We start from the raw sequence: 23254 nt of genomic DNA, 5'->3' as shown, positions 1-23254 counted from the left end.
GCCATTAGGCAGAGATCCCGGCTTGCCGAAGCAAATCAATAAGCTGCGGGCCGAGCTGCTGAATCTTCTCGGTCGCAGCTTTCTTCGCGTCCGAACGCTGGCGCAGGAATTTCTCGGTGAGGTAATACAGCGGCGTCATATCGCCGCTGGCCGTGAGGAAGCGTTCCAGGTCATCGATGTTGAAGTGACGGTTCGGGTTCTCCGAGAGCTTGTTACTCAAGTTCCCCGGCGATTCGTTGAGATCGATCGCGCACTTCGAAAGGCCGCGCTGGTACACGGCTGTCGCCACGCAGTCACGCAGCGAGGTGTAGCGGTCCGTCAGCCCCGGCTCGAAATCGAGCGTCATCTGGACACTTTTTTTGTCGGTGACATTCATTGATAAAACCTTTTGTCGCTAGTTGTCACTGCTAGTCGTAAAAATGGCCACACATCAAAACGACGTGTAGCCAAGGGGAATCGTCAGGCGGCGCTTGTCTGTTCGGTTGATTGGTCTGCACCTGCGTCGGTCGATTGACGCAGGAATCCCCAATCAACGGTGGTGTTCAAGACCTCGCACTTGACCTTCCCGTTCGAGAACTTCTCGATCTCGGGGCAGTGTTCGGGCGGGAAATTTCCGCGACGAATGAAGTCGTAAATCGCGCCACGAGATAGCTTCAGGTGATCGGACACGGCAACAGCACCGCCCGCCAGCTTGATCGCGTGTCGCAGCTCGACCTGCCGAGGTTCGGCCGTAGTCGTTTCGTCCATGACGATTTGGCTCCGGTATGTGAAGAGATGCTACACATGATAGGCGAAGCAAAACTACACACGCAAGTGTTAAGTTTCACTGCACTATGGATATGAGTTCGATAATTCGCGAAAAGCGCAAAGGGTTGGGTCTCACCCTTCAACAAATTGGTGATGTATTTGGAATTTCCCGGGGAGCTGTGGCGTCGTGGGAGAGGGGTGACACACGCCCTGATCAAAGTAAGCTCGATGCTTTGGCGCGAACGCTGAAAACTTCAGTTGACTATCTGCTGACCGGCGAGGCCCGGTTTGACGAGCCGCGTCGGCCATACCGTGCGGTAGAACATCGCAACGAGAGCAAAAATTCCTTTACCCTTGAAAGCTCCGAAAATACTGAGAGAGCGACCGGCGAAATTCCTTATTGGGAAGCCCGTGGGTCATGCGGAGGAGGGTTTTTGAACTACGAGGAACAGCCAAAAGGCACGTTGGTAAAAGAAGCCACGTTTTTCCGAAAGTACGACCTCAGGCCAGAAAACGCCGTCGCGATCTACGCAGACGGCGACAGCATGGCCGATTTTATTGTGGACGGTGACATTGTTATCTTTGACACGTCCAAGACGACCCCAGAGAGCGGAAAAATCTTTTTGCTCCATCACCCCGACGGGCTGCGCATCAAGCAGTTGAATCGAAGCATCGACGGATCATGGATCCTGCAAAGTCGAAATCCTAACAAACAGGCGTATCCGGACGAACGAATCGGACTGGACCAAGCTGAGTTATTGAAAATACAAGGCCGGTTTGTCTATCGGCAGGGTGGAGAACAGTGAAGAGAAATCTTTTTTATCTTGCTTTGCTGGTTTTACCGGCAACCGCTAGTGCTGCCGGCTTTGCCGGGACTGCGAGAATCGCAGATGGCTTGGCGCTTACCGTGATGGATCATGGCGTGTCATGCAATGGTAATGCAACCGCTTTCGTTACGGACGCTCAAGGCGTGCGACGAGATCTGACGTGCAACGTAAAGATCGATAAACGCGGCGTTACCGTGAGATTCGCGTCTTCCCCGATCCCATGCGTTTTGACAAGAACGAATTCGTCGTAATTCCAGCACCATAAGAATCGACTGCCCCAAACCAAATCTAGAAAGGAAGTTATATGAGTACGCCTCCGGGCGGGTCCCCACCGCCGCCGTCCCCGCCGCCGTCCCCACCGCCGCCGCCGCCTCCTCCATCATCGCCGCCTGTTCTCGATCCGCCTACCATCACAGCAGAATGGGCAGGACAATATGTGAAGGAGAAGCACGTAAACGGATGTCCCTCATGTGGAAGTAAGTCTTGGAGCATCATCGCTCCACCGGCTGGGGCAAGCGGGTTCGTTATGTTTTACGCCGCGAAACGTAACCATACTGGGGCGCTCTACCCAGCGCATTTTGCCAATCCATCTGTGCTCGGAGTAGTGTTCGCTCGTTGCAACTCATGCGGACTTCTTGAGACATACGACGCACAATTCATAGAGTCATGGCACAAAACACAGGTGAAATAACATCGTCGACTGGAGACGACGACGTCGAGATAAGTGCTCCCGTAGCACCGACAAACGTCTTAACCTCTGACAAGTGGTTCCCTCCAAAGGTTAGCGGCGCACCGACCATGCCATTTGACAGCGGAGGAGGCGGCGGAGATGATGGCGGCATGGATAGACTCGACGTACTAGAACGGACGGTTGGTAGACTCGAAACCGACATCGGTGGCGTTAAGGCCGACGTCGGATCGATGAGGACCGAATTCGGAGGCATGCGATCGGACATGTCGGAGATCCGTATTGCTCTTGCGGATCTCAACTCGAAGATGAATATCGACGAAATTCGTGCAAACGTCGAGAAGGCCCACACAGACATCTATAAGTGGATAGCCACTATCGTCATTCCAGCCGCAGGGCTGGCGATTGCGATATACGCTGGTCTTCGGGCGTCGGCACCTCCTAGTCAGCCAAGCCAGGCGCCTGCGCCTATCATCATTCAAATTCCCCAACAAGCTGCGCCGGTTGCTCCTCCTACTGCTCCGGCCTCTAAACCGCGTTCTTGATCCTCTAACAGTTGCTCAGCCCGCTTCGGCGGGTTTTTTTTGCTCTTGGTGTGTAGTATCGCTTGACACTTTGATAGGCGTCGCTATACTTGCCACATGTGTAGCGTGACTTAACAAAAGCCAGGGTGCGAAATGCAAACCACCGAACTCCAGCACGAACAACACACGACTGAGGCTGAACTCGAAGCCGCGTTCGTCGAGCTGGTCCGTGCGAGCTGGAACAACCCGGCCACTGTGATCGCGTTCAAAGAAGCGGTCGCTTCAGTTCAACAAGGGGAATGAGATGGCAACGATCACGATCAAGGGCGGCATCTACGGCCGCAAGGAAGCCTTAGGGAATGGCCTCGATTACACCTTCTTCGGCGGCACGTTGGGCGGCATGGAAAGCCACGGTTACATCAGCATTTGCGAGCACACGGTGGTCTGTGAGCTTCCCGCTGACTTCAACCCGATCGCCGCGGAAGTCGAATCGTTGAACCGTGCGAAAGAGAAGCTTCAGGCCGAGTTTAACGCCCGAGTTCAGCAGATCAACGATCGCATATCGAACTTGCAGTGTCTCGAATTCAATCCGTCCGAATCGATCGTGCAGTCAGAGGTGCCGTTTTGAACGATTCGATTTACGAAGCAGCCGACAGGTTGCACGCACGAGTGGGCCAGCTGTGCGGCCTGGTGTGTGTCGCGATGGTCGCCTGGACTTTCATTCACTGATTTCGTAGTACCGCGCACCACGGATTTGTGCACACACGAGGGGATTTACATCATGAAGCGCATCGCAATCGCAGTAGCAGTTCTCGCAGCATTCGCAGGTCACGCACAAGCATCTGACTCGTTCTCGGTCGGCGGTGGATTTGGTTCTTCGGTGTCGTTGTCGGGTGGCTCGTCGGCGACCAGTGGTTCGAACGGCAACGGCTACAGCGCGCAATCGTCGTTCAGCAACGGCGCTGGTTACGCAGCTGGCGGCACGGTGATCGGTGCAGGCGCATTGCCGGTCGGTTATGGCGGTGTGGCTGGTGGCTTCTCGGGTTCCGGTGCAGTCGGCGGCTCGAACACGAACAGCGCGAGCACCGGCTACACGAGCGGCGACGGATACGGTGCCACGAAGGGCGGCGCGGGTGTCGATTATTCGGCGGGTGGTTATTCCAACATCGCAGCGAGCTACGCCTACTAAAGCGAAAGCCGTTACGTGCGTCAACACGTAACGGCCTTTTCCTACCACGCCCGAGGGGAGCGTCACCATGAAAACAAGTCTCATAGCAGTTGCCATCTTAGCACTGGGAATCGCCGGACATGCGCAAGCGCAATCGACAGCCGTCGCTCAGCAGCAAGCGTCATCTGATGCGAAGTCGTTCGGCGCGCTGACGATTGCATCGAATCCCGAGCACACGTCGGAGACGGTTCGCAATGTTAGCGCACCGATTCTCGGCGCGTACGCATCGAGCTTCAGCCAGATGAACTGCTCGAGCACGACGCAGGGCGGGATCGCCTTCGCGGGTTTCAGCGCCGGCGGCGGTTCGAGCAAGGACAGCGCGACGTGTGTGCTTGAAGTTGCGGCCGCCGAGCTCACGCGTCAGGCAACGGTTGATCCGCTCAACCACGACGCGCTCGTAAGTGCCGCAATCGGCGTGCGTTGCCAGGTGAGCGCCGAGGTCTACAACGCGATGCGCGATGCCGGGTTCGATTGCAAGCGCAAGCCTGCTTCGCTCATGTCCCGTACCGACGATCAGCCGGCCAGCACGCGCGTCGCAGGGAACTGAATTGAAACGGCCGGTCGCTTACTTCGCAGCATGTTGTGTCGCCGTCACCGCGGCAATCATTTTCTCAACGGTAGGGGGGTGTGATGGAAAAGAACACGGATTTGACAACCATTCCGACGCGCGTGCGGCTGACGCAAGCGGAGCGGATGACAGCACAGATGCGCCATCACGCGGCGATGAACGATGCGCAGCTGGCGGAGAAGAAGGCACGCAATGCGCGCCGCGGACTCAAGCCAATCGCAATTGGTCAGGGCTTCGTCCCGCGCGCGGTGTCGAAGGTCTTCGCATACGTGAAGGCGGGTTGAGTGAACACCGCGCTTCACATCGTTGGGGTCTGGTGCGCAGCTAGTGTGCCGATCTCTTTTTACCTTGGACATTTCATCAGGATCAACCGCCCATGAACACGCCTGCAGCAGTACCCGTTATCGCAATGGACGCTGTCGAGTCCTCGCAGATCCACAGCATCGGCCACGACGCTGAGATCGAGAAGCTTGCCATCCGTTTCAAGAACAAAGACGGCAAGCCGACGTCGCTCTACCACTACAGCAACGTGCCTGTCGCCGTGTTCGATGAGCTGCGCAATGCTGATTCGATCGGCTCGCACTTCTACAAGCACATCAAGCCGTACGACATCCGCTATCCGTACGTGTGCATCGAGAAGATGTCACCGGCGCCGGTCGACGAGCAGTAAATCCCGCCACAACCACGAGGAACACCATGTCCAACGCAGTCACCACGCAGCCGCAAAGCCTTGTCGCGAAGTTCGCAGCGAAGTACTCCATCGAGCCGACGCGGCTGCTCGACACGCTCAAGTCCACGGCATTTCGCCAAGGTGGAAACGGCGAAGTGTCGAACGAGCAGATGGCCGCGCTGCTGATCGTTGCTGATCAGTACGGTCTGAACCCGTTCACGAAGGAAATCTACGCGTTTCCGGACAAGGGCGGCATCGTGCCGGTCGTGGGCGTGGACGGGTGGGCGCGAATTATCAACGAGCACCCGCAGTGCGACGGCTTCGAGTTCAAGTACGCGGATGACACGCGCACCTTCGAGAACAAGGACGTGCCGATCTGGATGGAAGTCCACATCTTCCGCAAGGACCGGGCGCGACCCGTGATCGTGCGCGAGTACTTCGACGAAGTCGTGCGCAGTGGAATGCAGCCGTGGAAACCCGTCGGTCACAAACGAAACTTGCCTGTCCATGTCGACGGCCACCATGCGCGCTGTCGCGCCGAGTACTTCGAGCGCGAGCGCGGCGGTCTTGGTCGCAGCCTGGTCGTAACGGGCGAGAGCTTTCTCCACCGCGCGGCGCTCGGGTTTCATTGCTCGGCTTCCTCGTCCTGATCGGCGTCGCTGGTCTCATCAACCTTCGGTCGCGGGAACGGCCACTCACCACCATCGCGTGACGCCTGCTCGCCCTCGATCCACGTCTCGTCCTGCGCCAGATCGCTATTGGCGAACGGATCGCCCTCTTCCTGTACCTTCTCGACGACGGTCTTCTTCGGACGCCCGCGGCCCTTCTTCTGCTGTTCGAGTGGCAGACTTCCTTGACCGTCAGGCTTCGGCGGCCGCAGCGTGACCTTGATTTCCTGCTGCAACATCTCCTCGATGTGGCCTTTCTCGATCGTCGACGGATGCACGACGAAGCGATGGCGCAGAGAGAACAAGCCGTGATCGCGGATCCCGATCTTGAAATCGGTGATCTTCTTCACGTCGAGCTCGATGTTCGACTTGTCGCCACCGAGCCCGAAGTCGATGATCAGCACGTATCCAGACAACTCGCGCTCGATCTCGATGTCCTGCTTCATCCACGGAAACCGCTTTTCGGTCAGGCCTTCGAGATCGTCCGGATCCATGCCGAGCGACGGCTGCGGCTCGTCGCCCTCGGGCACGCGATAGAACGCGAGGCGCAGGCCGTCATCGAACACGGCCAGGCGACGATTCGGCAAAACCACTTCTAGGATCAGCGACTGCGCCGGTACGCGCTTGTTCCTGATTACACGCGACGCGCCTCGGAGCCGTCATGCCGATTAAAGCTGCGAACCGCGCCCGCTACCCGTCGAACTGGCAAACCGTTCGCGAGCAGATCCTCGTGCGCGCCTGTCATCGGTGCGAATGCTGTGGCGCGCCGCAGTACGGCGTAGGGCAGTGGGTCGGCGAGCGCTTCCTGCTCGCCCGCGGCGGTGCCGTTCCCGAGCAGCTCTATTACGCGCTGTCCCACGCGGCGGCGCGCGAGATTGCCGACCGTCTGAACGCAAGCGAGCAGCCCGAGCGGCCGTACATCGTGATCGTGCTGACCATCGCGCACCTCGACCACACGCCGGAGAACTGCGAACCGTCGAACCTGCGCGCGCTGTGTCAGCGGCACCACCTGGCGTATGACGCCAAGCATCACCGGACAAACGCGGCCGCCACGCGGCGCTCGAAGAAGTTGAACCGCGAATTGTTTGCGGAATAAGGAAGGATATGAAAAATCTAGATGATGTCAAAACCGCGCCATTTGAACGGCGCGCGGTTTCACTCGACTACGCCGGAAAGCGATTCAATGTCGAAAATTATTTCGTCTCGAACGGCTTGCTCCGCTGCTTCCGGATTAGTCACCTTGATAGCCCGTCCGGTGAGACCAGATCCCATGTTCAATCCGTCGCACTGGATGCTGCTGGTGTAACGGACTATTCCGTTTCGATCGACCTCGACTGTTGCCGTTACTTCATAAGTGCGTTTCTTGCCCTTTGTGCGCGTGTATTGGAATTTCATTTCTACCTTCCTCGGTTTTTTGGAATCCTAGCATGAGCGCCGACCAACACGCCGCCCTGCGCATCAGGCAATTGGAAGCCGCTCTTCGCTCCATCCGGAAAGCCGCAGGCACTGCAATGCAACTTACCAACCGCCTCCAATTTATTTATGCGCGTGCCGGTGTTGCACTTGCGGGCGACAACTGGGATGAATCGTGGAAGGCAGAGCACGGGTACGACGCTCGAAACAAGATCGCGGCGAAAGCTGCCGAAGTCGAGGAAAGGAACCGCGATCTTCTCAGCGCTCTTGTGTTTGCCGAGCAGATCATTGCGCGAAATGTCTACGCGCGGCGGTTCGGGCACATTCCGGGTATCCATATGCCGCGCGATGCGTCGCGTATCCTCCTGGAAGTGACCGGCGTGCGCGTCGAGCGAGTGCAGGCCATCACCGAGGGCGATGCCATGGCCGAAGGCGTCGAGCGTGATACAGAGCCGTGCGACCACGCCCGGCAAAGTTGCGAGGACATCGGCTGTCTTGGAAAGACGCACAAGGCGTCATTCTGCGATTTGTGGTGCGATTTGAATGGCATACCGTCATGGACTAACAATCCTTGGGTATGGGTGGTGGAATTCAAAAAGGTAGGTGCGTGATGGAATCACTTACGCTGTCGGAGGAAGAGATCGTTGTGGCCACCGGCTATAAGCAGCCAGTTCGCCAGTTAGAAGCGCTTGCGCGCGCCGGGATCCCGGCCGATCGCCGTCCGGACGGCAGTGTGCGCGTGTGGCGCCACCACATCACCGGCATCGCCGAACCCAAGCAGCAGAAGTCGCGTAAGCGTCCGCAGCTCACATCGGACATGACCACAGCATGATCGGCCGCCGTAAGAAAGCTTCGCCGTTGCCCGCGCGCGTGTATGAAAAGCACGGCACCTGGTGGTTCGTGGATCTGCATCGGAAGTGGCACAAGCTGTGCCGTGTCGCTGACGGTCTGACGAAGCTTTACGAATCGCTCGCCAAGTTTAATCGCGAGGCCGACGAGCGCAGCGCGGTCGATACCATGCCGGCACTGGTCGATGACTGGCTTGTGGTCAAGTTGCCGAAGTATGCGCTGTCGACCCGCGAGGAATACCGGCGCATGGCAACGTTCATCAAGTCGGAGTTCGGCGACCAGTGGTTAATCGAGGACGTGCGCCCGACCGATATCGCACGGTTCCTCGACAAGCATTTCGCCACTAAGCCGAACATGAGCAACAAATACAAGAACCTGTTCTCGCTCATTTTCAACCACGCCGTTCGCAAAGGCTTGCGCGATCGAAACCCAGCGAAGGAAGTCGACGGCGCCGCAGAGAAAAAGCGCGACCGCTATATCACCGACGACGAGTTCCAGGCAGTTATCGCCGCTGCACAGCTCGGCATGGACAATCTGCCGACGGCGTCCGGGCCCGTGATTTCCTGCTTGATCTACCTCGCGTATCAGACGGCCCAGCGCATCGGGGACTTGCTCGCCCTGAACTGGCAGGACGTCAGCGACGAAGGTATCTATTTCCACCCGAGCAAGACGGTGAATAGCAGCGGCGTGCGATTGTTGATCACAATGACGCCCGAGCTGCGTGCGACGCTCGACTCGGCAAAGTCAGGAAAGGTAAAGGCGATCGGACCGGTTATCTGCACCCAGGGCGGGGCGCGCTTCACTTACAGCGGTGCGCAAACGGCGTGGAAGAGGGCATGCGCCCGGGCGCGTACTCGGTACGAGGCAGATTGTAAGAAGCGAGGTATTGTTGTCGATCCGCTGCATCTGGCTGGAATGCACTTCCATGATCTTCGGGCGAAGGCATTGACCGACAAGGGACGCACGGATGGCGCGTCAGCTGCGCAAGCGCTGGCGGGACACACCACCGCTGAAATGACGGCGCACTACACGAAGTCGCGCGAGATCGAACGCGTAACGCCCGTCGCCTTTAAGCGCGCTTGACCAAGCAACCTCTATAGAGACCAGCGCTTAACGCCGTGGCAATGTTTGAATTTCTTGCCACTTTTGCATGGGCACAAAGAATTTTGTGATGTTTGACCAGATGTCGGTTGGTCTGCTTTCAGCTTAAACGCGCGAGCGCCGAACCGTGCCGAACGTTGCTGAGGCGATGCCTGCTGCTCCAGTTTCTGATCGACGATCTTGCCGACGTCAGTCTCAGACACCGATGCAGATGAACTCGCAATCTGGTAGACCAGAGCAATGATCGCAATCAGGAGGCTGAGCCAACCGCCTAAACCCTGGTGTTCCTCGGCAAAATCCAGCAATTGCGAAAGTCCATTTCCCTCGGCTTCCAGTTTTTGCTCAAGTTCTTCACGCGGGACCTCGCCGCTTAAAGCCTGCTCAAGTACATCTTGGACGTTCCTTAGACGTTCAGCGGTCATGCCGGGAGAAGCCAGCAGCTTCACCAACCTGATTCTCTTCCCGTCGTTTTTGTATTCGCCGTCGACGATGGTTCCCATGCCGCCGCAAAAAGGGCAAGGACCCGACCGAGTGCCGACGAACGAACCGGACGCGCCCGGCGCCATGGCGAAGCCCGACGGAAACGTGCGATTACAGGAGTCACAAACGGCCGGCATTCGTTTCATGGAGACGAACCAAGTTAGACAACGCCACCCAAGTTAGACAAAAGGCCCTCCGGGCAAAACCCGAAGAGCCTTATGTGTTCTGGTCGGGGCGAGAGGATTTGAACCTCCGACCACCTGCACCCCATGCAGGTACGCTACCAGGCTGCGCTACGCCCGAAAGAGGAAAAGTATATCAGAGACTTTCGAAATTTTGAACCGGCGGACTCATTTTCGAGCGAAGTTCCGAGCAATTCACTCCTGCACGAAGCAAATGGCGTTCATTCTGTCAAGGCACAATCGGTCGCCGAACAAGCGCCAGTCAATAACGCAATTCGGACTGCGTGTATTCGGACGTCTGGATCATCACGGATGGCTCTTCCTCGCTGCGGTCGCGCAGACGGAATCTCAGCGCCATGATGGCCGCAACCACGCACGGAATCACGTAAGCAATCGCGCGCTCTCCGCAGGCGGATAACGACGATAAATCGATGTAGTGCTCCTTGTCCGTCGTCGTCGCTGATGCGAAGACGAAGGTCAGCACGAAGTCCAGCACCATCGCGAGAATGGAGAAGCTAACAAAGAGCAGTGCGCCGTTCCAGACAAGCTCTCGCCGCGCGTTGTTCAACGCATTGCAGATCAGGATGGCGGCGGCCAGCAGCACGAAATTGAGGATCAACGGAAACCAGGGGAAAGTCATCACCAGCCCGACGGGGTTGTCTTGAGAGTAAAAGGTCGCTTCAACGAAACAAATTGCGAATCGGCGCGATCTTCACACGGGCGGTGACACGTTTTGAATACGATTTATCCTAGTTTTAGGGGCGGGTTTGAAGGCCCCGCGTGTCGGTGAAATCGTTGGTCGAAAGCGTCTCGGAGACAAAATCGATAAATGTCCGCACCTTGGTCGTCATGTACTTGCGGCTCGTGTAGACGGCGTAGACGCCTGGTGCGAAGGTCGTGTAAGCAGGAAAGAGATGCGTCAGCGCGCCCGACGCCAGATCGTGCTCCACGATCCATTCCGGCAAATAGGCGAGGCCAAGACCTGCGCGTACGAGCTGAAGCGACATGGAACTATCGTTGGTCTTCAGCACAGCGTTGTTCTTGACGGCGAATACACCGTCCGGGCCGGTGAATTCGACGCTGTCCACGCTGGTGTAGGTCGGCAAGACGATTTCATGGCGTTCGCCGAGGTCGCGCGGATGCTGTGGCTGACCACGACGCTGCAAATAATCGGGCGAACCCACGAGAACGAACGGCACCTTGCAAAGCGGGCGGACGATCATGGTCGGCGACGGTTCCGAGGTCGCGCGCAAGGCCATGTCGTAACCTTCTTCGACGAGATCGACGAAGCGGTTTTCCAGCCGCAGATCGATCAGCACTTCGGGATATCGCGCACGATAAGCCACAAGGATATCGGCGAATTTCGCATTGGCGAACCAGCCCGGCGCCGTGATCTTCAGCACGCCGCGCGGTTTGTCTGTTTGTGAACCGACCGCGGATTCAGCGGCCTGCAGGATGTCCAGCGCTTCGCGGCATTGCTCGTAATAGACGCTGCCTGCTTCAGTCAGGCTCAGGTGCCGCGTGGTCCGGTTCAAGAGGCGCACGCCGAGCTGCCGCTCCAGGTTCGCGACGTGTTTGCTGGTCATCGCCGTCGAGATGTCGAGCCGCTCGGCTGCCTTCACAAAGCTGCCGGCTTCAACGACATCGCGGAACACGCGCAAGCTGGTCAATCCGTCCATGAGACTTTCCCGGCAGGAAACAAAACGCTCAGTTTAGCGGCGTTTATCGATGGAACGGGGTGTGGTCGGGCGCTTCGGCCATTCATCGAGTTCATCGTTGAAGAGCGATGCAATTACGCCGCGCAGCCACTTGGTGCGGGGATCGTTGTGAAACTTCCGGTGCCAGTGCTGTTTCAGGTCGAAGTGGGGCAAGGGCAGCGGCGGCTCGGCAAGCATGATGGACGCGTGCTCCTCCACATACGCGTAGCCGATCGCGTGCGGCACGGTCGCAATCAGGTCGGTGCGCGAGAGGATGAAGGGCAGGCTCATGAAGTGCGGCGTCTCGAGCACAGCGCGGCGGCGGAGACGTTTTTTATGGAGGAAATCTTCGAGGAGTTCTTGGCTGCGGCCTTCCGCGCGCACCACGGCGTGGCCGCATTCAATGTACTGCGCGAGCGTCAGCGGTCCACGTGCGCACGGATGATCGCGCCGCATCAAACAGATGAACCGATGCGAAAAGAGCCGCTGCTGGAAGAAGTTGGCGCCATCGAGATCGGGGAAATAACCGACGGCCAGATCGATTTCGCCATTTTCCAGCGCACGTTCGACCTGATCGTGTTTCAACGATACCGACCGCAAATTCGCCCGTGGCGCCGCGACCGCGAGTGTTTGCAACAAGCGCGGCAAGAAGACGATTTCCCCCACATCCGACAACGCGATGGCAAAGGTATCGGTCGTCACGGCGGGATCGAAGTGCTGGGTGTCGAGCAGACCGCGCTCGATGCGGTTCAGCGCCTCGCGCGCCACGGGCACAAGGGCGAGGGCGCGCGGCGTGGGGTCCATGCCGCGCGATGTCCGCACGAACAGCGGATCGTTGAAATACGTGCGCAACCGGCCGAGCGCGGTGCTGACACGCGGCTGGCTCACGCCGAGCCGTTCGGCTGCGCGGCTGACGTTGCGCGTCTCTTCGATGGCGACCAGATACGGGATCAGGTTCAGATCGAGGTCGTGGAGCGCGAGGTCGCCGGGTTTTAACGCCGCCATGGTTTAGCCGCGCCTCGCGACCATTTCGGACACGCGCTGCGCTGCGTCGAGCAGCGGTTCGAGGAACGCTTTCACCATTTGCTTCGCGTTCTTGCGCTGCGCGTTGCCGCTGATGTTCAGCGCGGCTATCACGCGGCCCTGGCGGTCGCGGATGGGCGCGGACATCGAAATAAGGCCTTCTTCCAGTTCCTGGTCGACGATAGCCCAGCCTTGTTTGCGCACTAGGGCAAGCGCTCCCTTGAGCGCGGTTTTATCGACGATCGTGCGGGGCGTGCGGGCTTCGAGCGCACTGGCGTCGAGAAGGGCGTCGAGCTTGTCGTCATCGAGTGACGCGAGCAGCACGCGGCCTAGCGACGTGCAGAACGCCGGCAAACGGCTGCCGATGGACAAGTTGATCGTGATGATCTTGTGCGTCGGTACGCGCAGCACGTAGACGATTTCCGTGCCGTTCAGCACGGCGGCCGAGCAGCTCTCGTGTACTTGGCCGACGAGCTCTTCCATGACCGGTTCGGCGAGATTCCAGAAGGGCATCGAGGTGAGATATGCGAAACCGAGGTCGAGGATCTTGGCCGTAAGCGTGAATTGGCGGCCGTCGGCTTCGACGTAACCGAGTGCCTGCAGTGTCAGCAAGATCCTTCGTGCGCCGGCGCGCGTGAGGCCCGATGCAGCCGCGACTTCGGACAATGTCTGCGCAGGACGCGACGCACTGAACGAACGAATCACCGACAAACCGCGTGCGAACGATTGCACGAACGCATCGCCGGGACGGGAGGCCGGGTCCGGCTCGGGCAGGTCGGTCGCCAAAGCGAGAGGATTCATTCTGAAGCCCTCCTGAAATTCGAAACTCATCGGGACAAACCCGAGGTTCATTGACAGCGCAACGAATGCGGGAATACCATGACATTTGTTCGCTAAACGAATCGATGTTCGCACAACGAACATTCAATTGCAAGCAGTGCATCAATTGCAAGCGGCGCACTTCGATTCAGTCAAAGGAAGGAACATCATGATCAACAAGATTTTCGACTCGCTGAGCTCGGCGGTGAAAGACGTTCAGGACGGCGCAACCGTGATGATCGGCGGATTCGGCACGGCGGGCATGCCCTCCGAACTTATCGATGCATTGATCGAACAGGGCGCGCGCGAACTGACCATCGTCAACAATAACGCTGGTAATGGCGAGACGGGGCTGGCCGCGCTGCTCAAAGCCAAGCGGGTGCGCAAGATCATCTGTTCGTTTCCGCGGCAAAGCGACTCGCAAGTGTTCGACGGGTTGTATCGGGCGGGAGAGATCGAGCTCGAACTCGTGCCGCAAGGCAATCTCGCGGAGCGCATTCGGGCGGCGGGCGCGGGCATCGGCGGATTCTTCACGCCGACTGCCTACGGCACGAAGCTGGCGGAGGGCAAGGAAACGCGTTTCATCGATGGCCGGCATTACGTGCTGGAGTCGCCGCTGCATGCTGACTTCGCACTGATCAAGGCGTTCAAGGGCGATCGATGGGGCAACCTGGTGTATCGGAAGACCGCGCGCAACTTCGGGCCGATCATGGCCACGGCCGCCAAAACCGCGATCGTGCAGGTCTCGCAAGTCGTGCCGCTCGGTGCGCTGGATCCCGAGGACATCGTGACGCCGGGTATCTTCGTGCAGCGCGTGATCGAAGTGCCCCAGGTTGCGCATGCTGCCGAGCTGGCGGCGTGAACACAGGACATCGACAGGACATCGACATGAAAAAACTGACTCGTGATGAAATGGCGCAGCGCGTGGCGCGCGACATTCAGGAAGGCGCCTACGTGAACCTGGGCATCGGCGTGCCGACGCTCGTTGCCAATCACCTCGCGGCGGACCGCGAAATCTTCCTGCATAGCGAGAACGGTTTGCTCGGCATGGGCCCGGCGCCGGAAAAAGGCGCGGAAGACGACGAACTGATCAACGCCGGCAAGCAGCATGTGACGCTGCTCACGGGCGGCGCGTTTTTCCACCACGCCGATTCCTTTGCGATGATGCGCGGCGGCCATCTGGACATCTGCGTGCTCGGCGCGTTCCAGGTATCGGCGAAAGGCGATCTTGCGAACTGGCACACGGGCGCGCCCGACGCAATTCCCGCTGTCGGCGGCGCAATGGACCTGGCAATCGGCGCCAAACAGGTTTATGTGATGATGGAACTGCTCACCAAGCAGGGCGAAAGCAAGCTGGTCGCCGAGTGCTCCTATCCGGTGACGGGCGTGGACTGCGTGGACCGTGTGTACACGGATCACGGCGTGTTCGATATAACGCCGAACGGATTCGTGGTGCGGGAAATCATCGAAGGCTTGTCGTTCGACGAGCTTCAAAAACTGGCGCAAGTACCTTTGACGTACGAGCCGCAAGAAGCGGCTGCGGCGCTCTCGGCGCATTGAAGGACAACTCAGGAGATGGGCATGAAAGAAGCATTCATTTGCGACGCAATCCGCACGCCGGTTGGCCGATATGGCGGTGCGCTGTCATCGGTTCGTGCCGATGATCTCGGCGCCGTGCCATTGCGCGCCTTGATGGAGCGCAACAAGGAAGTGGACTGGAGCGCCCTTGATGACCTCATCTACGGTTGTGCGAATCAGGCCGGCGAAGACAACCGGAACGTTGCAAGGATGTCGGCGTTGCTGGCCGGTCTACCCGATTCAGTGCCGGGTTCGACGATCAACCGTTTGTGCGGATCGGGCATGGATGCAATCGGCGTTGCGGCGCGCGCGATCAAATCGGGCGAAGCGGCGCTGATGGTGGCGGGTGGCGTGGAAAGCATGAGCCGTGCGCCATTCGTGCAGGGCAAGGCGACGACCGCGTTCTCGCGGCAGGCCGAGATCTACGATACGACCATTGGCTGGCGTTTCATCAATCCGCTGATGAAGAAAATGCATGGTGTCGATTCCATGCCCGAGACCGCGGAAAACGTGGCGACCGACTATAAGGTAAGCCGCGAAGATCAGGATGCCTTTGCATTGCGCAGCCAGCAGAAAGCGGCGCGCGCGCAGAAGGACGGATCGTTCGCGCAGGAAATCGTGCCGGTTTCCATCGCGCAGAAGAAAGGCGATCCGGTGCTCGTGTCACAAGACGAGCATCCGCGCGAAACGAGTCTTGAAGCGCTCGCGAAGCTGAAAGGCGTGGTGCGGCCGGACGGCACGGTGACGGCGGGCAACGCATCGGGTGTGAACGACGGCGCCGCAGCCTTGCTCCTCGCCGACGAAGACAGCGCCAGACGTTTTGGCCTCGCGCCGCGCGCTCGCGTGCTGGGGATCGCGACGGCAGGCGTGCCGCCGCGCGTAATGGGCATCGGACCGGCGCCGGCATCGCAGAAATTGATGAAGCGCCTGGGCATGAGTATCGATCAATTCGATGTGATCGAACTGAACGAGGCATTTGCATCGCAGGGATTGGCCGTGCTGCGCTTGCTTGGGATTGCCGATGACGATCCCCGCGTCAACCCGAGCGGCGGCGCGATCGCGCTCGGCCATCCGCTGGGCATGAGCGGCGCGCGGCTGGTTACGGCCGCGACGTATCAGTTGCATCGGACGGGCGGGCGCTTTGCGTTGTGCACGATGTGCATTGGCGTGGGGCAGGGTATTGCGATCGCCATCGAGCGCGTGTGATGTCGTCTCCTGAGCCGACATTTTCTGCGGCCGGACGTCTGACCGATCTGATCTGCGGCACGGCCGAGATGAATGCCGTGTGGTCGGCGCGAGAGACCGTGCAGTCGATGCTCGATGTCGAGGCGGCGCTCGCCCGGGCGTCGGCCTTGCATGGCGTGATTCCAGCGGACGCGGTCGGGGCGATCGTTGCTGCATGCAATGCAGATCTGATCGATGCCGGTGCGCTGATGTCAGGCACCGCATCCGGCGGCAACCTCGCGATTCCTTTGGTGAAGCAACTGACGGCCGCCGTCAAAATCAAAGATGCCGATGCCGCGAAGTTCGTGCATTGGGGCGCGACGAGCCAGGACATCATCGATACCGGTACGGTCCTGCAATTGCGTTCTACGTTTGACTTGCTGGAAGCCGGACTCGACGAATTGTCCGAAGCGCTCGCACTTCAAGCCGGCACATATCGAACGACGCCGATGATCGGCCGCACATGGCTTCAGCAAGCCTTGCCCATTACGCTCGGTCTGAAGTTCGCTCAGTGGCTTGACGCGCTGACGCGGCATCGCGAACGTCTCGCGCACTGCCGTGGGCGCGTGCTCGTCCTGCAATTCGGTGGTGCTTCGGGAACGCTGGCAAGTCTGCGCGACAAGGCGCCGGACGTGGCGCAGGCATTGGCCGACGACCTCAAGCTCCAGCTTCCTGCACTGCCCTGGCATACCCAGCGCGACCGGATCGCGGAGGCGGCGGCGTGTTTCGGGATGCTCATCGGTACGCTGGGGAAGATCGCCCGCGACATCTCGTTGCACATGCAGACAGAGGTCGGCGAACTCGCCGAGCCGGCCGCGGCGGGAAAGGGCGGTTCATCGACGATGCCGCACAAACGCAATCCCGTCGGCTGCGCAGCCGTTCTGAGCGCCGCGATGCGCGCGCCGAATCTGGTCGCGACCGTTTTCAGCGGCATGGTGCAGGAACATGAACGGGCGCTCGGCGGCTGGCAGGCGGAGTGGGAAGCGCTGCCGGATCTTGCCCGGTTGTCCGGCGGAGCGCTCGCGCAGATCACGGCCATCGTGTCCAATATGGATGTGAACACAGAGCGGCTCGACGCCAATCTCGATCTCACGCACGGGTTGATCCTCGGCGAAGCGGTGATGCTTGCGCTCGGCGATCGCATCGGCCGGCTCGATGCCCACTCCCTCGTGGAACATGCATCGAAGGAAGCGGTCGCCAAAGGCACGACGCTATACGACGTGCTTTCGAACGACACGCGCGTCACGCAACACGTGTCTTCTGTTCAATTACAAGCGCTGCTGGATCCGGCCAATTATGCGGGCCAGGCAACTGCTTTCGTCGATGCCGTCTTGAAGCGGCATCGGTCAAATCCATTCGGGAGCTTTTCGTAATGCCCTACGCCGCCGTCAACGGTATTCAATTGTTCTATCGTGTCGATGCTTCGGCCGGCAGCAACGCGCCCTGGATCGTGCTGTCGAATTCGCTTGGCAGCGATGTATCGATGTGGACGCCGCAAGTCGAAGCGCTTGCAGCGAAGTTTCGCGTGCTGCGCTACGACACGCGCGGCCATGGCCGCTCGGACGCGCCGAACGGCCCGTACACGCTCGACCAGCTTGCCGGCGATGTGATCGGCCTGCTGGATTCGCTCGGCATTGCACGCACGCACTATTGCGGCCTGTCGATGGGCGGCATCACCGGCATCGCGCTCGCCGCGCGCCACCCGGAGCGTTTCGGGCGCGTGGTGCTTTCCAACACGGCGGCGTTGATCGGGTCGGCCGCGACATGGAGCCCGCGTGCCGCAAGGGCGCGCGAGGAAGGCGGCATGTCCGCGCTCGTCGATCCCGTGCTGCAACGCTGGTTCACGGCGGGGTTCATTGCGGATCATCCGCTTTTGCTAGCGGGTATTCGCGACGTGTTTCGCCATACATCGGGCGAAGGTTACGCGGCGAATTGCGAAGCGCTGCGCGACGCCGATGCCCGTGAGGAAGCCAGGACCATCAAGGCGCCGGTACTCGTGATCGCCGGCACGCACGACCAGTCCACGACCGCGGCACAAGGGCGCGAACTGGCCGGCTCCATAGAAGGCGCGCGTTACGTTGAACTCGATGCCGCGCATTTATCGAACATTGAACGAGCCGGCGACTTTACGAAGACGCTGCTCGAGTTCCTGGGAGACTGACATGACCGAAGACGAACGTTACGAAGCAGGGCTCGCCGTGCGTCGCGCCGTGCTCGGCGATGCACACGTCACGCGCTCGCTCGAAAACCGTACCGATCTCACCACGGAATTCCAGAACCTGATCACGCGGTACGCCTGGGGCGACATCTGGACCCGGCCCGGCCTGCCGCGCCATACGCGCAGCCTCCTGACCATATCGATGATGGTTGCGCTCAATCGCAGCGAAGAGCTCGCCTTGCATCTGCGGGCCGCCAAGAATAACGGCGTCACGCGCGAAGAGATCAAGGAGGTGCTGCTGCAGACGGCAATCTATTGCGGCGTGCCGGCGGCGAATTCGGCGTTTCATCTGGCTCAGAAGATCTTCGATGAAGAAGACCGCCCGGCATGACTGAGCGCGTTGCACGTTGTAGTCACCAATAAAAAACACGGCAGGAGACAGACATGGCCCAGCTTGACGGCACGTTGGATGTACAGCGGTTCATCGATGAGCGGCGTTTTTCCCCGTATCAATGGATGATCCTGATTTTATGTTTCCTGATCGTGGCCGCCGATGGCTTCGATACGGCATCCATAGGCTTCGTGGCGCCGGCACTCGTGCAGGAATGGCATCCGACCAAGGCCGCGCTCTGGCCGGTGATGAGCGCAGCGCTTTTCGGACTTGCCATTGGTGCGCTGTTCGCCGGACCGCTCGCTGACCGGATTGGCAGAAAGCGTGTCCTGATCGGTTCGGTGCTTTCCTTCGGCATGTTCAGCGTGCTCTGCTCGTTTTCCTCTTCGCTTTCCATGCTTGCGGTCATGCGGCTCTTGACCGGCATTGGCCTCGGCGCCGCGATGCCCAACGCCACCACGCTCATGTCCGAGTATTCGCCGGCCCGCATGCGTGCTTTGATAGTCAACACGATGTTTTGCGGCTTCACCGTCGGCGCTTCCGCCGGCGGTCTGGTTGCCGCGATAATCATCCCGCACTTCGGCTGGCGCAGCGTATTTGTGGTCGGCGGAATTCTGCCGCTGGCGCTTTCGGTCGTCCTGATCGTGTTGCCGGAATCGATCCGCTTCATGGTGCTGCGTGGCTGGCACGTCGAGAAGATATCCGCGGTTTTGCGCCGGATGGCGCCCGAGGTCTCGCTGCATAACCTGCGTTTCGTGCTGCCCGAAGATTCGGATTCGCAAAAACGCAGTGGACTGGCCGTGGTGCTGTCCGGGCGGTTTCGGGCCGGGACGGTGCTTCTCTGGATTACTTACTTCGCGGGGCTGCTCGTCTATTACCTGTTGACGAGCTGGTTGCCGACCTTGATTCGCGATACCGGCTTCACGATCCGCGAAGCGTCCATTGTGACGGCGCTGTTTCCGCTTGGCGGAGGTATTGGCGCCATTGGTGTCGGCTGGCTGATGGACCGCTTCGAGCCGCACAGGGTCATTGCCGTTACTTATGTGCTGACCGGATTCTTCGTGTGGCTGGTCGGGCAGCAATCGGCGAGCATCATGTGGCTCGGTGCGCTGACGTTCGTGGCCGGTGTCTGCATGAACGGCGCGCAGTCCTCGCTGCCGGTACTTGCCGCGGCGTTTTATCCGACCAGCGGGCGTGCGACCGGCGTTGCCTGGATGCTGGGCGTCGGCCGCTTTGGCGGGATTCTCGGGGCGTCGACGGGCGGCTTCCTTCTTCAAGCCGGCGTGGGGTTCAGCACCATCTTCGGACTGCTCGCGGTGCCGTCGCTGATCGCGGCGGCTGCGCTGATGATCAAGCGCGGCGTCTCGCGAAGCGCTCGGGTGGAAATGAAAGGGCGGCCTCTATAGACGATATTTTGATGGGACCGGGGGTCGCGAAGCGGCGGCGTTGGAAACAACGTCGCCGCTTTTGCGTTGGGCTCCTGAGTTTGATCGGTGACGTGCGCCTGATCAGGGCTTCAAGAAATAGCGCGATAAGGATAAAGGAGGTGCTCATGCCCCACCGGGATGAACGTCTTCATGATGCTTAAAAAACACAAATATGCTTGATTGAAGCGGTTTAACTATATCGAATGGCCTAGTCCTGGCCGTTTTAAGAGTTTACTGATGGGGGAAATTTATCTTGATCTGTCACAGTGTCACACGAGCGTGCAACGGCTTTTTCGCATGCAGATACGGGCACTGATCGATGACCGGTCGCATGCGCGCGCACGCTCAGTCAATGCAATCCGAGTGCGCATACGCGTGTCTCAAGACCTGAGAGAATCCAAAAAAATGAACAAGACCCAGCGTGTCGTATGGAATAAACAAAGTGGTGGCGGTGCGTATCGTGGGTCTCGCGAGCGACCTTCATTCGTCAGTCAACGGATGCGGATTGGAACGGCTGCCGTGCTCACGCTAACACCGCTTTCGTTGCTGACGTTGTCGGCAACGGCGAATGCTGCGCTTGTCGATAACCTGGCTTATGCAGCGCAAGTTCGTCAGGCGCTCGGTGTTCTTTCGCCGCAAACCTTGACGGCATCGAACATGCTGGCGGCTGCCACGCCGGCGTTAGGCGCCGGGTCTGGCACATCCGGTCTTCCTCCGGACCAGATGGTTATTTCAGGACCAATCGACGGTACGAACTCGACTGGAGCGTCTGGCATGAACGCCGTTGCCGTGGGGGTGAACGCGCGCGCAACAGGCGACTACGCAGTCGCCGTCGGCTCATATGCAAATGCGGCTGCAGGCGGCGTAGCGGTGGGGAACGGCGTTTCCTCGAGCGGTGTCGAATCTACTGCGTTGGGTGTCGGTGCTCGAGCTGACTCGGATCGAAGTCTTGCAATCGGCTGGCGCACCACAGTCAATACATCCAGCGACGATTCGCTTGCAATTGGTTCGTTCACGCGAGTCACTGGCCTCGCCGCTGGTGGCATTGGCATGGGTAACTTCGTGAGCGGGTCCGGGAATTATGTCGTCGGCAATAGCAACAAGGCGCTCGGCACCGACTCGTTTGTGCTCGGCAGCAACGTCACCGCTAGAGGAAGCAATAGCGTCGTGTTGGGCGCGGGCAGCGACGGCTCATTGAGCAACGTGGTCTCTGTGGGAGATAGCGGCTCGGAGCGGCGGATCGTGCATGTCGCCGGGGCGCGTGACGGTACGGATGCCGTCAACCTGAATCAACTCAAGGCGCTTGGCGCAACAACGAATACGGCGGGAGTCGCGACGAATGCATTTGTCGCATACGACAACCTGGACAAGACGACGATTGCGCTTGGCGGGACGTCGGGTCAGGCAGTACGGATCAGCAATGTCGCGGCCGGTGCGCTGAACCCGCAGAGCAGCGACGCGGTGAACGGCGCACAACTCTATGCGACCAATTCGAATGTGCATGACGTCGTCACATCGCTTGCGCAATTGACCAGTGCGGAACCGTTGAAGCTGAGCTACACGGACGAGTCCAAAGCGAACGTCATGCTCGGCGGAACGAACGGTACTGTCATCTCCAATGTGAAAGCCGGGGTGATGGATCAGGACGCGGTCAACGTGGCTCAACTGAAGAGCGCCGGCCTGATCGACGCATCGGGCAACGCGGCGGCAGCAATCACGTACGACATGAAAGCAGACGGTACTGTTGATCGGAGCAGTGCGACGCTGGGCGGGGCGGGTGCAGCCGTTCCGGTCGCGTTGCGCAACGTTGCGGCCGGGGCAGTCAGGGCGGGCAGCACGGACGCAGTGAACGGCGACCAGTTGTTCCAGACAGCGCAACTCGTCGACAGCTTGCGCAATGGTGGAGCGCTCAAATACTTCAACGCCAATACAACGCTCGTGGCGGCATCGGCGACTGGCACCGACGCTACCGCTATTGGGGGCAACGCGCAGGCGAGCGCCGGCAATGCGGTCGCGCTTGGTGCCAACTCTGTGGCAGATCGCACGAACACGGTGTCGGTGGGCGCGGCGGGTAATGAAAGGCAGATCACCAATGTGAGGGCGGGCACATCCGACACCGATGCAGTCAACGTCGCGCAATTGAAAAGCGCGGGTCTCGTCGACGAAACGGGCAAGGCGGAAACGGCGCTCACCTACGACAAGAATGCGAGCGGCGCTGCGGACTTCGGCAGCGTTACGCTGGGAAAAGGCATTGTCGGCGGCGCCCTTCTTCATAACGTCGCGAGCGGCGTCGTTGCTACGGACGGAGTGAATCTCGGTCAGCTCAATGACGCCGTGTCACGGGTCAACAACTTCACGGCGTCAAGCACCGCGTTTTTCGCGGCCGACGGCGATGCATCGAAGGAAGCAGCCGTTGCTACGGGCAATCACGCTGTAGCGTTCGGAGCGAACGCCACAGCCACTGCTGCCAGTTCCGTGGCGCTTGGAGCGGGTTCGGTTGCGGACCGGGCGTCGTCGGTATCGGTCGGCGCACCTGGCAGTGAGCGTCAGATCACCAATGTGGCAGCCGGTACTTCCTCGACCGATGCCGTCAACCTGGATCAATTGAGCAAGTCAGCCAGTTCAACGCTCAGTCAGGCCAACAGCTACACGGATCAGCGTTTCAGCAATACCGACCAGCAAATCCGGGATCTCGATCGCAACACGCGCAAAGGTATTGCGTCCGCCTCGGCGCTCAACGTGGTCACGCCGTATCTGCCGGGACGCACGACATTGAATGCGGGTGTCGCGGCGTATCGAGGGCAGGCGGCGTTGGGCATTGGTGTATCGCGCTGGAACGACAAGGGAAACATCAACTTCAATGGTGGCGTTTCGTCCTCGGGTGGCAACAGCACCATCGTCAGGGCGGGCGTGGGTTACGTATTTGGCATCTGAGGCCGGCTTGAACAGCAGGCCACCCAGCCACCACTCGTCGCCGCAACACGTCGCAACA

Annotated in this window: 30 protein-coding genes; 21 read left to right on the top strand and 9 right to left on the bottom strand. The window is 59.7% G+C overall.

Features of this window, described 5'->3' with window-relative positions:
* Positions 1–4: 4 nt before the first annotated feature.
* Positions 5–376 carry a hypothetical protein gene (locus tag AX768_RS09065; protein ID WP_231941250.1) on the bottom strand — a complete coding sequence of 124 codons (372 nt, stop codon included), beginning with the start codon at positions 374–376 and terminating at the stop codon, positions 5–7.
* An 83-nt stretch (positions 377–459) separates the two neighbouring features.
* Positions 460–747: a helix-turn-helix domain-containing protein gene (locus AX768_RS09060; protein ID WP_061999675.1), complete on the bottom strand. Its 288-nt coding sequence runs from the start codon at positions 745–747 to the stop codon at positions 460–462.
* A gap of 92 nt (positions 748–839) precedes the next feature.
* Between AX768_RS09060 and AX768_RS09055 the strand changes: the two genes are divergently transcribed.
* From AX768_RS09055 to AX768_RS09015, 9 genes are all read left to right on the top strand, one after another.
* On the top strand, positions 840–1553 hold the full coding sequence (locus AX768_RS09055; protein ID WP_172811936.1) for an XRE family transcriptional regulator: 714 nt from the start codon (positions 840–842) through the stop codon (positions 1551–1553).
* Positions 1554–2240: 687 nt separating this feature from the next.
* Positions 2241–2807, top strand: a complete 567-nt coding sequence (locus AX768_RS09045; protein WP_155524207.1) for a hypothetical protein — start codon at positions 2241–2243, stop codon at positions 2805–2807.
* Between the two features lie 132 nt (positions 2808–2939).
* Complete coding sequence (locus AX768_RS32700) at positions 2940–3089, top strand: hypothetical protein (protein ID WP_155524206.1); 150 nt, start codon at positions 2940–2942, stop codon at positions 3087–3089.
* Position 3090: 1 nt separating this feature from the next.
* On the top strand, positions 3091–3414 hold the full coding sequence (locus tag AX768_RS09040; RefSeq protein ID WP_061999671.1) for a hypothetical protein: 324 nt from the start codon (positions 3091–3093) through the stop codon (positions 3412–3414).
* 153 nt (positions 3415–3567) lie between these two features.
* On the top strand, positions 3568–3975 hold the full coding sequence (locus tag AX768_RS09035; protein ID WP_061999670.1) for a hypothetical protein: 408 nt from the start codon (positions 3568–3570) through the stop codon (positions 3973–3975).
* 67 nt (positions 3976–4042) lie between these two features.
* Complete coding sequence (locus AX768_RS09030; protein ID WP_061999669.1) at positions 4043–4561, top strand: hypothetical protein; 519 nt, start codon at positions 4043–4045, stop codon at positions 4559–4561.
* A gap of 83 nt (positions 4562–4644) precedes the next feature.
* A complete protein-coding gene (locus AX768_RS09025; RefSeq protein ID WP_061999668.1) occupies positions 4645–4866 on the top strand; it encodes a hypothetical protein in 222 nt (73 codons plus the stop codon).
* 92 nt (positions 4867–4958) lie between these two features.
* Positions 4959–5252, top strand: a complete 294-nt coding sequence (locus AX768_RS09020; protein ID WP_061999667.1) for a KTSC domain-containing protein — start codon at positions 4959–4961, stop codon at positions 5250–5252.
* A 26-nt stretch (positions 5253–5278) separates the two neighbouring features.
* A complete protein-coding gene (locus AX768_RS09015) occupies positions 5279–5902 on the top strand; it encodes a recombinase RecT (RefSeq protein ID WP_082778787.1) in 624 nt (207 codons plus the stop codon).
* Here AX768_RS09015 and AX768_RS09010 read toward each other — a convergent pair.
* On the bottom strand, positions 5878–6486 hold the full coding sequence (locus tag AX768_RS09010) for a hypothetical protein (protein WP_061999666.1): 609 nt from the start codon (positions 6484–6486) through the stop codon (positions 5878–5880). The two genes, AX768_RS09015 and AX768_RS09010, sit on opposite strands and share 25 nt — an antisense overlap.
* A 95-nt stretch (positions 6487–6581) precedes the next feature.
* Between AX768_RS09010 and AX768_RS09005 the strand changes: the two genes are divergently transcribed.
* A complete protein-coding gene (locus tag AX768_RS09005) occupies positions 6582–7016 on the top strand; it encodes a hypothetical protein (protein WP_061999665.1) in 435 nt (144 codons plus the stop codon).
* 59 nt (positions 7017–7075) lie between these two features.
* Here the strand turns inward: AX768_RS09005 and AX768_RS09000 are convergent, their stop codons facing one another.
* Positions 7076–7315: a hypothetical protein gene (locus tag AX768_RS09000; protein WP_061999664.1), complete on the bottom strand. Its 240-nt coding sequence runs from the start codon at positions 7313–7315 to the stop codon at positions 7076–7078.
* Positions 7316–7347: 32 nt separating this feature from the next.
* Between AX768_RS09000 and AX768_RS08995 the strand changes: the two genes are divergently transcribed.
* From AX768_RS08995 to AX768_RS08985, 3 genes are read left to right on the top strand one after another with little or no spacing between them, the layout of a single operon-like run.
* A complete protein-coding gene (locus AX768_RS08995) occupies positions 7348–7944 on the top strand; it encodes a hypothetical protein (RefSeq protein WP_061999663.1) in 597 nt (198 codons plus the stop codon).
* The gene (locus AX768_RS08990; RefSeq protein WP_061999662.1) at positions 7944–8165 is read left to right on the top strand and encodes a DUF4224 domain-containing protein; all 222 of its coding nucleotides are present in this window, start codon (positions 7944–7946) and stop codon (positions 8163–8165) included. The genes AX768_RS08995 and AX768_RS08990 overlap by 1 nt, the downstream gene beginning before the upstream one ends.
* A complete protein-coding gene (locus tag AX768_RS08985) occupies positions 8162–9265 on the top strand; it encodes a tyrosine-type recombinase/integrase (RefSeq protein ID WP_155524205.1) in 1104 nt (367 codons plus the stop codon). Before AX768_RS08990 ends, AX768_RS08985 begins: the two co-directional genes overlap by 4 nt.
* Positions 9266–9276: 11 nt before the next feature.
* Here AX768_RS08985 and AX768_RS08980 read toward each other — a convergent pair whose 3' ends face one another.
* The 5 genes from AX768_RS08980 to AX768_RS08955 form a co-directional block, all read right to left on the bottom strand.
* The gene (locus tag AX768_RS08980; protein ID WP_061999661.1) at positions 9277–9783 is read right to left on the bottom strand and encodes an SEC-C metal-binding domain-containing protein; all 507 of its coding nucleotides are present in this window, start codon (positions 9781–9783) and stop codon (positions 9277–9279) included.
* A gap of 424 nt (positions 9784–10207) precedes the next feature.
* Positions 10208–10585 (bottom strand): hypothetical protein, encoded by a 378-nt coding sequence (locus AX768_RS08970; RefSeq protein WP_061999660.1) that lies wholly within the window; start codon positions 10583–10585, stop codon positions 10208–10210.
* 115 nt (positions 10586–10700) lie between these two features.
* A complete protein-coding gene (locus tag AX768_RS08965) occupies positions 10701–11624 on the bottom strand; it encodes a LysR family transcriptional regulator (RefSeq protein WP_061999659.1) in 924 nt (307 codons plus the stop codon).
* A 33-nt stretch (positions 11625–11657) separates the two neighbouring features.
* Positions 11658–12647 carry a LysR family transcriptional regulator gene (locus AX768_RS08960; protein WP_061999658.1) on the bottom strand — a complete coding sequence of 330 codons (990 nt, stop codon included), beginning with the start codon at positions 12645–12647 and terminating at the stop codon, positions 11658–11660.
* Between the two features lie 3 nt (positions 12648–12650).
* Complete coding sequence (locus tag AX768_RS08955) at positions 12651–13466, bottom strand: IclR family transcriptional regulator domain-containing protein (protein WP_062000899.1); 816 nt, start codon at positions 13464–13466, stop codon at positions 12651–12653.
* A 187-nt stretch (positions 13467–13653) separates the two neighbouring features.
* On the opposite strand from AX768_RS08955, the gene AX768_RS08950 reads away from it, so the two are divergent.
* The 8 genes from AX768_RS08950 (at position 13654) to AX768_RS08915 (ending at position 23196) form a co-directional block, all read left to right on the top strand.
* On the top strand, positions 13654–14346 hold the full coding sequence (locus AX768_RS08950) for a 3-oxoacid CoA-transferase subunit A (RefSeq protein ID WP_062000898.1): 693 nt from the start codon (positions 13654–13656) through the stop codon (positions 14344–14346).
* A 26-nt stretch (positions 14347–14372) separates the two neighbouring features.
* Positions 14373–15044 (top strand): 3-oxoacid CoA-transferase subunit B, encoded by a 672-nt coding sequence (locus tag AX768_RS08945; protein WP_061999657.1) that lies wholly within the window; start codon positions 14373–14375, stop codon positions 15042–15044.
* 21 nt (positions 15045–15065) lie between these two features.
* Positions 15066–16268: a 3-oxoadipyl-CoA thiolase gene (pcaF, locus tag AX768_RS08940; RefSeq protein ID WP_062000897.1), complete on the top strand. Its 1203-nt coding sequence runs from the start codon at positions 15066–15068 to the stop codon at positions 16266–16268.
* A complete protein-coding gene (locus tag AX768_RS08935; RefSeq protein WP_061999656.1) occupies positions 16268–17659 on the top strand; it encodes a 3-carboxy-cis,cis-muconate cycloisomerase in 1392 nt (463 codons plus the stop codon). Before pcaF ends, AX768_RS08935 begins: the two co-directional genes overlap by 1 nt.
* Positions 17659–18447, top strand: a complete 789-nt coding sequence (pcaD, locus tag AX768_RS08930; RefSeq protein WP_061999655.1) for a 3-oxoadipate enol-lactonase — start codon at positions 17659–17661, stop codon at positions 18445–18447. Before AX768_RS08935 ends, pcaD begins: the two co-directional genes overlap by 1 nt.
* Position 18448: 1 nt before the next feature.
* On the top strand, positions 18449–18835 hold the full coding sequence (pcaC, locus tag AX768_RS08925) for a 4-carboxymuconolactone decarboxylase (protein WP_061999654.1): 387 nt from the start codon (positions 18449–18451) through the stop codon (positions 18833–18835).
* Positions 18836–18888: 53 nt separating this feature from the next.
* Positions 18889–20241 carry an MFS transporter gene (locus tag AX768_RS08920; RefSeq protein ID WP_061999653.1) on the top strand — a complete coding sequence of 451 codons (1353 nt, stop codon included), beginning with the start codon at positions 18889–18891 and terminating at the stop codon, positions 20239–20241.
* A 540-nt stretch (positions 20242–20781) separates the two neighbouring features.
* Positions 20782–23196, top strand: a complete 2415-nt coding sequence (locus tag AX768_RS08915) for a YadA family autotransporter adhesin (RefSeq protein WP_172811935.1) — start codon at positions 20782–20784, stop codon at positions 23194–23196.
* The last annotated feature ends 58 nt before the right edge of the window (positions 23197–23254 follow it).

Origin of the sequence: Burkholderia sp. PAMC 28687 (genome assembly GCF_001577465.1) — a bacterium.
Lineage (GTDB): Bacteria > Pseudomonadota > Gammaproteobacteria > Burkholderiales > Burkholderiaceae > Caballeronia.
Note: the sequence above shows the minus strand (reverse complement) of the source record. Positions and strands in the feature narration are given on the sequence as shown.